7 protein-coding genes are annotated in these 7,815 nt (G+C 63.2%); 2 read left to right on the top strand and 5 right to left on the bottom strand.

The genetic code is table 11. From position 1 onward, the window contains the following. Positions 1 to 115: 115 nt before the first annotated feature. Together QMO80_RS21850 and QMO80_RS21845 are read right to left on the bottom strand one after the other, a co-directional pair. Complete coding sequence (locus tag QMO80_RS21850) at positions 116 to 1,627, bottom strand: DUF1800 family protein (protein WP_283198350.1); 1,512 nt, start codon at positions 1,625 to 1,627, stop codon at positions 116 to 118. 121 nt (positions 1,628 to 1,748) lie between these two features. Next, positions 1,749 to 2,096: a DMT family protein gene (locus QMO80_RS21845; RefSeq protein WP_283198349.1), complete on the bottom strand. Its 348-nt coding sequence runs from the start codon at positions 2,094 to 2,096 to the stop codon at positions 1,749 to 1,751. A gap of 217 nt (positions 2,097 to 2,313) precedes the next feature. Between QMO80_RS21845 and QMO80_RS21840 the strand changes: the two genes are divergently transcribed. Next, on the top strand, positions 2,314 to 3,273 hold the full coding sequence (locus QMO80_RS21840; RefSeq protein WP_283198348.1) for an RDD family protein: 960 nt from the start codon (positions 2,314 to 2,316) through the stop codon (positions 3,271 to 3,273). Positions 3,274 to 3,322: 49 nt separating this feature from the next. Here QMO80_RS21840 and QMO80_RS21835 read toward each other — a convergent pair whose 3' ends face one another. The 3 genes from QMO80_RS21835 to QMO80_RS21825 form a co-directional block, all read right to left on the bottom strand. After that, on the bottom strand, positions 3,323 to 4,576 hold the full coding sequence (locus QMO80_RS21835; RefSeq protein WP_283198347.1) for an MFS transporter: 1,254 nt from the start codon (positions 4,574 to 4,576) through the stop codon (positions 3,323 to 3,325). A 418-nt stretch (positions 4,577 to 4,994) separates the two neighbouring features. After that, positions 4,995 to 5,795 (bottom strand): class I SAM-dependent methyltransferase, encoded by an 801-nt coding sequence (locus tag QMO80_RS21830; protein ID WP_283198346.1) that lies wholly within the window; start codon positions 5,793 to 5,795, stop codon positions 4,995 to 4,997. Between the two features lie 122 nt (positions 5,796 to 5,917). Next, entirely contained in the window at positions 5,918 to 6,799 is an 882-nt protein-coding gene (locus tag QMO80_RS21825) for an NmrA/HSCARG family protein (RefSeq protein WP_283198345.1), read from the bottom strand. Positions 6,800 to 6,900: 101 nt separating this feature from the next. On the opposite strand from QMO80_RS21825, the gene QMO80_RS21820 reads away from it, so the two are divergent. After that, positions 6,901 to 7,815, top strand: a complete 915-nt coding sequence (locus QMO80_RS21820; protein ID WP_283198344.1) for a LysR family transcriptional regulator — start codon at positions 6,901 to 6,903, stop codon at positions 7,813 to 7,815.

Below are 7,815 nucleotides of genomic sequence, written 5' to 3'. Positions count from 1 at the left end.
GGGCGGGGCCTCCTGAGCAGGTTCCGGAAAAGTCTCCAGCGGTTTTCCGGTCGGAACCTGCGACAAAACAAATGAGCCAAGCAGACGAAGCGTTGGGTTGCCAACGAAAGTCTGCTTAGCGGCGGTTGAATTCGGGCGATGCCAGCACCAGCGTCAAGCCGCTAATCTTGTTCGGCGCCTGCGACACCACCCGGATCGTCTCGTCGCGCGCCGCATCCCCAAGCGTCGATTTCAGGAACTCGCGCGGGTCCTCGTCGCGGCCGAACTGCGCAGAAGCCCGCCTTGCCCAGGCCAATCGCTCGGCAAGCTGGCTGCCGGTGATCCAGGCGGAAAAACCTTCCTCGAAGCCGGCCGGGCTCGGCGGCAGCCAGGTCGGCTGGCCCATGCGCTTCAGCGCCCCCTGCCCCAGCGCCCGCGCCGTCCGGAAGGCCTTGAGCCGTTTGTCCCTCCCTTCGCCGGCAGGGTCCGTCGTCACGGGCGATCCTGCCATGCCAGGCGTATTCGCCGCCATGTCGCCCTCCTCAGTGCCCTGCTGGTTGGCCGCCAGGAAGCTGCCGACGACGCCGTTGACCGGCCCCGCATTCAGTGCCCGCAGCCCAGCGACGACATAGTCGAAGGGTTGGCGCGCCTTGGCGCCTTCGTTCTGCCAGGCGGCGGGATGGTCGAGCATGGCGGTGTAGACGGCGGTGAGATCGCCATCCGTCTTCTTCCAGGCGGCTGCCATGTCGGACACCATGCCTTCGTCGGGCTGGTCGGAGACGAAATGCACTGCCAGTTTGCGGCTGATATGCGCCGCCGTCTTCGGATGGACGGAAAGATCGTCGAGCATGTCGAGATAATCGTCGCGCGAGCGCTTGCGCCCGCCATAGCTGACACCGAGCACCTGATGCGCGCCGGGCTCGGAGATATTCGGCCGGAAGGCGATGTCCATCTCCTTGCGGTCGATGGTCAAGCCCGTCAGCACCATGGCCGCCGCCGTCACATCCGCCTGGCTGTAGCCGCTGCCGGCGCCGAGCGTGTGCAGTTCCAGCAGTTCGCGGCCGAGATTTTCGTTCAGTCCCTTGTTGCGCTTGATGCCGCCGGCCGAATCCGGCCCGAGCGAATCTGCCTGATCGAGATAGATCAGCATGGCCGGATGGGCGGTGGCGCTGCGCAGCAGGTCGCCGAACCTGCCCGACATGAACGGCCGGATCGCCTCGGCCTCGTAGAGCGGCACGATGAGGCGCATCGGCAGGCTCTTATTGGCGCTGGTGGAGAAATGATCGGTCCAGAAGGTCGAAAGCCGCTCGTAGAAACCGTAAGGCGACAACACCGCCTGCATCAGCCGCAGGTTCGCATCGTGCTGGAATTGCTGCTGCGCTTGCCGCTGCACGCCTTTGCGCATCTCGCGCTGCGCCGTATCGTCGGTCACCGTCTTGGCATCCTGCCGAATCTGTTTCAGCTGCGCCTGCAGGCTGAGGATCGCGCGATGGCGCGTCTCGGGACCGCCGAGCGGAAAGTCCGGCGTCGCCACCGCCGCCTTGCTGAGCTGACCGATCAGCTCATCCTTGCTGCTGGGCGGCTGCTCGCCCGGCCGGAAACCATAGCCGAACCGGATCGCCGCCATCGTCGGGAAAGAGAGGCTCATGGCCGGTCAACTCCTGATCACGTGGTAGTGACAGGCTGCCAGCCGATTGCGACGCCAATCTGTAGGAAATGTGGCGATATCAGGACATGGACGATTTGTAATCTGTTGAAAAAGCTAAGATTTACGCCCGAAAAATGAAAGATGCTCCGATTGCGATGAGCGCGAAGCCGATCGCATGGTTCCAGGTCAGGTCCTCGCCGAGCCAGAAGATCGAGAAGCCGGCGAAGACGAGGAGCGTGATCACCTCCTGCATCGTCTTCAGCTGCGCCGTCGTGTAGACCGCCGAGCCGATGCGGTTGGCCGGCACCGCCAGGCAATATTCGAAGAAGGCGATGCCCCAGCTGACGACGATGGCAAGGAAGATGGCGCTGCTCTTATGCTTGAGATGGCCATACCAGGCAAAGGTCATGAAGATGTTGGACGCAAACAGCATGACGACGGGCCAGAGGGCGGCGGGAGAAAAGGACATGGAGCAACTCGGCTGTGGAGGAAACGGTCGGTCCGGCGAGATACCGGCGGGCCTTACCTAGCACGACGCCATTCGACGGCAAGCCCTGGGGCGCGGACCGATCGTCTCAGGCCATCGAGGCGATGCGGATCGCCGGCAGCAAAACATTGTTTTAGTCACCGGGATATTCGTATCTATTATTGGACAGACTCAAAGCGCCGCATGGACAGGGGACCATATGGACAATCTGGCTGCGGTGCAGCAACCCGTTGCTTTGCCTTCACGCTACTTCTGGCAACGCCTTGCGGCCTTTGCCGTCGACATCCTCATCTTTCAAGCCATCATCCTTGCAGCAGCTTATTACATTTCAACCGCCCTTCCTCCGAGCCTCCGCTTCCCCGGATGGAGCTCGATTGAGTGCGTCCCGGAGGTGCCGTCTCAGCTTGCCAAGCGAATCGAAGAAGGTTGGCCGTTGAAGCCGAACGAATTTCGCACCACCGCAATCTGCGAACTCCGCCAATTCGGGTTTGGAAAGCACCAATACCTGCAGACAACAATTCTGATGGAGCCGTGGGATTACGTGACGCCAACTCAAGTGCTGACCATCCCTCTGGACGCAGACGGTAACCCGGTCGCCAGAACCATACCTGCCTATTCCAATTTGATATCAGGCATAGCCAGCACCATGCTGATCATGCTGGCTTTCGCCTGCTTCTCCGCGAATGGCCGCCGCACAGTCGGAAAGGCGATTTTCTTCCTCGAAGTAACGACTGTGGATGGCAAAGCCCCCGACTTCGGCACCGCGTTGAAACGCGAAATCCTGAAGTTCAGCCCGAACCTGCTTTTCAGTGCCGCCGCATTCGCGGTCTCGCTGTTTCCGGCCTATCCGGCGCAAGACTTCGACGCCTTGCTTGCCATGTTCCACGACGGATATACGCCTTCAGACATCAGTACGATTTGGCTTTACGGCATCTGGACAGTCGCGATCATGGCCTGGTGGCTCCTGCCGTTCGCCGAGTGGAAAGGACAGGTCTTCTACGATCGCATATGCGCCTGCAAAGTCGTGTCGGCCCAGGAGGCGAGCCGCCCCATTGAAGCACCGGTCAGGCAAAACAGGCCGCGGATGTACCGCAGGCTGGCGTCTATTCGCGGTAGCCGCCGCCGGAGGCGAAGGGCATACCTGAGAATACCGTATTGAGCAGCGAATAGGAGGCCGCGCCCTTGGCGCAGCCTCCATCGAAAAGAAGTCAGGCGCTGTGTATCGCGCCCTGCGGCGCTTCGCCCTCCTCCGAGCCGAAGCGCACATCCTTCTTCTCGTAACCGAAGCCGGCGAGCAGGGCGACGACGAGCGCCACGACAGCCGCGACGACCAGCAGCGCATAGGCGTAATCGCCATCCCAGCGGGCCGCCAGCCCCGCCTGCAGCGTGGCATTGCCCGAGGCGAGAAGGTTGCCGAGCTGATAGGCGAAGCCGGGAAAAGTGCCGCGCACCTCGTCCGGCGACAGCTCGTTCAGATGCACCGGCACGATGCCCCAGGCGCCCTGGACGAAGAACTGCATCAGGAAGGCGCCGATCGCAAGCAGTATCGGCCCCGGCGCATAGGCCCAGAGCGGCGCGACCGGCACGGCGATCAGCGCGGCGATGACGATCGCCCGCTTGCGGCCGATCCGCTGCGACAGCGCCCCGAAGAACAGGCCGCCGCAGATCGCGCCGATATTGTAGACGATGGCGATGGCGCCGACCGTATGGGTCGAATAGTTGCGCTGGGTCTCGAGAAAGGTCGGGTAGATGTCCTGCGTGCCATGGCTGAAGAAGTTGAACGCCGTCATCAGGAGCACCGCCCAGATGAACAGCGGAATGTTTTCTCGCAGAACCGTCAGGAACGGCCGGCGCCCTGCCGCCTGCCGCTTGAGAAAGGCCGGGCTCTCCTCGACATTGCGCCTGATGTAGAGCACCAGCAGCGCCGGCACCGCGCCGACGAAGAACATGCCGCGCCAGCCGATGATGGGAAAGAGCAGGAAGAACACGATCGAGGCGAGCAGATAGCCCGAGGGATAGCCCGCCTGCAGGATGCCTGAGACGATGCCGCGGCTTTCCTCCGGCACCGTCTCCATGACCAGCGAGGCGCCGACGCCCCACTCACCGCCCATAGCAATGCCATAGAGTGCTCGGAGAACCAGGAACATGGTGAGGCCGGTGGAAAAGCCGGTGAGGAATTCGAACAGCGAATAGAGCAGCACGTCGGCCATCAGCGTGATGCGCCGGCCGTATCGATCGGCCGCCAGTCCGAAGATCAGTGCGCCGAACGCCCGCATGGCGAGCGTCAGGAAGATCGCCACCGAGACGGCGGGGACGTCGGTATGGAATTCCTCGGCGATATATTTAAGAACGAAGACGAGAATGAAGAAATCGAAGGCGTCGAGCGTCCAGCCGAGATAGCTGGCGATGACGGTGTTGCGTTGCTGCGGCGTCAGCCGGCGCAGGCTTTCCAAAGCGGACATCTGATATTCCTCCGTCCGAAAGCGGCGGCGAGGCGGGCAATTCCGGATGCCGTCGGAAGGGGTGCCCAAAACGGGCGGGTTGCGGCTGTCAGGGCTGCGGTTGCGAGAAAGCGCATTCGCAATCGGAGACAGCGGAAACAACGGCAGCGATGCTGACCGAGTTCCATCACGTTTGTCGTGATTAAGAGCGGCGGCTCGGTGGCGAAGCACCTCTCGGCGCTCCTATCCATGGGGCGGCGCCAACCAACCTCCCTCATGGTGAGGCGCGCAGCCCGACAGGGCGGAGCCTCGAAGCGCACGCCTTACCATTGCTCCTTGCAACCACAACCGCCCAGCGCACCCGCCCCGTCCTTCGAGGCCCCTGCGGGGCGCCTCAGGATGAGGCTCTCTTATGCGTCGGCGCATCCCGCAACGTGACTTAAGCCACCCTGCCCCGACACGCCCAAGCCACCGACGCAAACGACCGCGGCCCGTCCGGCTCGCCGGCTTCATACGCGGCTCTCATGGCAACGCCGAGCGCCTTTCGCTTCGCTGACTCAAGCCCCCAGACATACTTGCCGAGCGGTCCCTCGCCTGCGGCGATCGGCTCCCAATAGTCTTCGAAGGAGCCGTATTCCATCCGGATCAGCAGCGATGTCTCCTCGACGTCGACAAGGCCTTGACTGACAAAACCCTGCTTCATCTCCCCCGGCCGCATCATCGGCTGGAAACAATATTTGCGGCGCAGCGGCAGCGCGTCCTCGTCGAGCATGACGGCCGTGTCCCACATCATCCGCATGACCGGCATGCCGCCGTAATGATCCCAGACGGTGGCGGCCACCACACCGCCCGGGCGCACGACACGAGCCATTTCCGAAACAGCCTTGCCCGCCTCCGGCACGAAATGCAGCACGAGCAGCGACATCGCCCGGTCGAAGCGGTTATCCTCGAACGGCAGTGCGCAGGCATCGGCCTGCCGGATCGTGATCCGCGGATCGGTGTTGCGTCGTGTCGCCGCCTCGACAAAAACCGGTGAATAATCGATCGCGACGATCTCCCGCAAACTCGGCTTTTCCGCCAGCGTAAACGCCAGGCTACCGGTGCCGCAGCCGACATCGAGCACACGATCCCCATCCGCCAATCCGGCGAAATCAATCAGCATCGGCGCCAGCCGCTTGCTCCAGCGCCCCATCAGCCGCTCATAACCATCCGCACTTTCGACATTGAAACTCGACGGCATGGAAACCTCCCTCTTCAACAACGATGGTCTATCGCCTTGGAGCCGAGCGATCCGTCGCCTTGCGCGAGGCGGGTCAGGCTCCCCGTCGTCCCCGGTTCAGGCCGGGGACGACGGGGAGTGTATCAGGCGGATGCCTTGCCGAGAACGCTCCAGTCGAAGCCGCGCGCCCAATCGGCATAGCTGTGCCAGCCGACATCAGGGAAATCGCGGCGCAGGGCAGCGATGTCGGCGTCGTAGCCGGTGCGGTCGAACCATTCGAACATCAGCGCCGCGTCCTCGCTCTGCTGCCGCATGGCGGCGATCGGCAACTCCTGGTAGCGTATCGGCCGATCGAGCGTCTCGGACAGGATCTTCGCCTGCTGCTCGCCAGACAATTCGTCACCGGCAATATCGAAACGCTTGCCGAACACCTGTTCGCGCCGCTCGGCCAGTGCTGCGACGAAAGCGCCGATGTCCTTGATGGTGATCTGCTGCAGCGGGCGGGTCGGCGGCAGGGCAGCGGCATAGACGCCTTGGCGCAACCCGTCGATCGCCCAGGGCGCCACCGTATTTTCCATGAAGGCGACGGGCGCGCTGATCGTATAGGGAATGCCGAGGTCTGCAATGTGCTTTTCGACGAGGTGCTTGCTGTCGAAATGCGGAATGCCGGTTTTCTTGTCCGCATCGCCAACGGAGGAATAGATCAGGTGACCGATGCCGGCGGCCTTTGCCGCATCGGCCACGGTGATGCCCTGGCGCGTTTCCGCCTCCGTCCCGGCCTCGTAGCTATTGCCCATCAGGAACATCGTATCGACGCCCTCAACCGCCCTCGCCACGGATGCGCCATCGTTGAGATCGCCGGCGACGACCCCGACCCCAGCCGCGGCCAGCCGCTTTGCGCCATCGCTGTCCGGCTTGCGTGAGATCGCCTTGACACGGTGTCCCCGCGCGATCAGGGCGCGAACGACCGCGCCGCCCTGCTGGCCGGTGGCGCCGGTAACCAGAACGTTTCGTGTGTTGTTCATCTGTCTGCTCCTTGCTTGTGACTGACGGAGCAAAGTTAGGGCCTGTTGCATTGGACCATAATGGCCTATAATTGGGAAACATCGTACCATATCAGGCTACAATGCTCGACCTCAACGATATCATGATCTTCGCCCGCGTCATCGAGGCCGGCAGCTTCACCGCCGCGGCGCGCCTGCTCGGCATACCGAAGACAACGGTCAGCCGGCGCATTGCCGCTCTCGAGCGCGAACTCGGCGTGCGCCTGCTGCAGCGCACGACCCGCAGCCTCAGCCCGACGGATGCCGGCCGCCTCTATTACGAGGAAAGCAGCCAGGCGCTCCGCACGATCGAAGGCGCCAACTTGCGTCTTGCCGAAGCAAGGACGGAGCCCGCCGGCACGATCCGCATATCGGCACCGGTCGGCTTCGGTGGCCACTTCCTGCAGGATGCGATCTTCGATCTTCTGGCGACCTACCCGAAGTCGAGGGTCGAGTTGCGGCTGACCGACGACAAGCTGAATCTCGTCGAAAACGGCATAGACCTCGCCTTTCGCACCGGCATCCTGGAGGATTCGACGCTGATCGCCCGCAAGCTCGGCTCTACCCATCGCTTGCTCTGCGCGAGCCCCGACTATCTCGCCCGCTGCGGCGCGCCCGATCGCCCGGCAGATCTCGTCCGCCACGACTGCGTTGTCGCCGGCCAATCCACCCATGCGCAATGGCTGCTTGAAGGCCCGCACGGGCAGGAAACGGTCCCGGTCTCGGGGCGCTTCGCCGCCAATGAAATGCAGGCGGTCATGGCCGCAGCGATCGCCGGTTACGGCATCGCCCGACTGCCCCATGGTGTCGCCAATACCTGCATCAGGGATGGGCGGCTATGCCGCGTTCTCGACGGTTACACGACCCCGGTCGGCGGCCTGCACGTCGTCTATCCGAGCAGCCGGCACCTGCCGCCTCTGGTCAAGACCTTTATCGAACTCGCGGCCCGACGGTTGAACGCGGGAGCTGACGGCAGCGACGACTTCGCCATCCTATAG

Origin of the sequence: Rhizobium sp. BT03 (assembly GCF_030053155.1) — a bacterium.
GTDB lineage: Bacteria > Pseudomonadota > Alphaproteobacteria > Rhizobiales > Rhizobiaceae > Rhizobium.
Note: the sequence above shows the minus strand (reverse complement) of the source record. Positions and strands in the feature narration are given on the sequence as shown.

Bases quoted from the DNA above. Each gene is read 5' to 3' on its own strand.
- QMO80_RS21850 (WP_283198350.1), bottom strand. From the start codon at position 1,627: ATGAGCCTCTCTTTCCCGACGATGGCGGCGATCCGGTTCGGCTATGGT.
- QMO80_RS21845 (WP_283198349.1), bottom strand. From the start codon at position 2,096: ATGTCCTTTTCTCCCGCCGCCCTCTGGCCCGTCGTCATGCTGTTTGCG.
- QMO80_RS21840 (WP_283198348.1), top strand. From the start codon at position 2,314: ATGGACAATCTGGCTGCGGTGCAGCAACCCGTTGCTTTGCCTTCACGC.
- QMO80_RS21835 (WP_283198347.1), bottom strand. From the start codon at position 4,576: ATGTCCGCTTTGGAAAGCCTGCGCCGGCTGACGCCGCAGCAACGCAAC.
- QMO80_RS21830 (WP_283198346.1), bottom strand. From the start codon at position 5,795: ATGCCGTCGAGTTTCAATGTCGAAAGTGCGGATGGTTATGAGCGGCTG.
- QMO80_RS21825 (WP_283198345.1), bottom strand. From the start codon at position 6,799: ATGAACAACACACGAAACGTTCTGGTTACCGGCGCCACCGGCCAGCAG.
- QMO80_RS21820 (WP_283198344.1), top strand. From the start codon at position 6,901: ATGCTCGACCTCAACGATATCATGATCTTCGCCCGCGTCATCGAGGCC.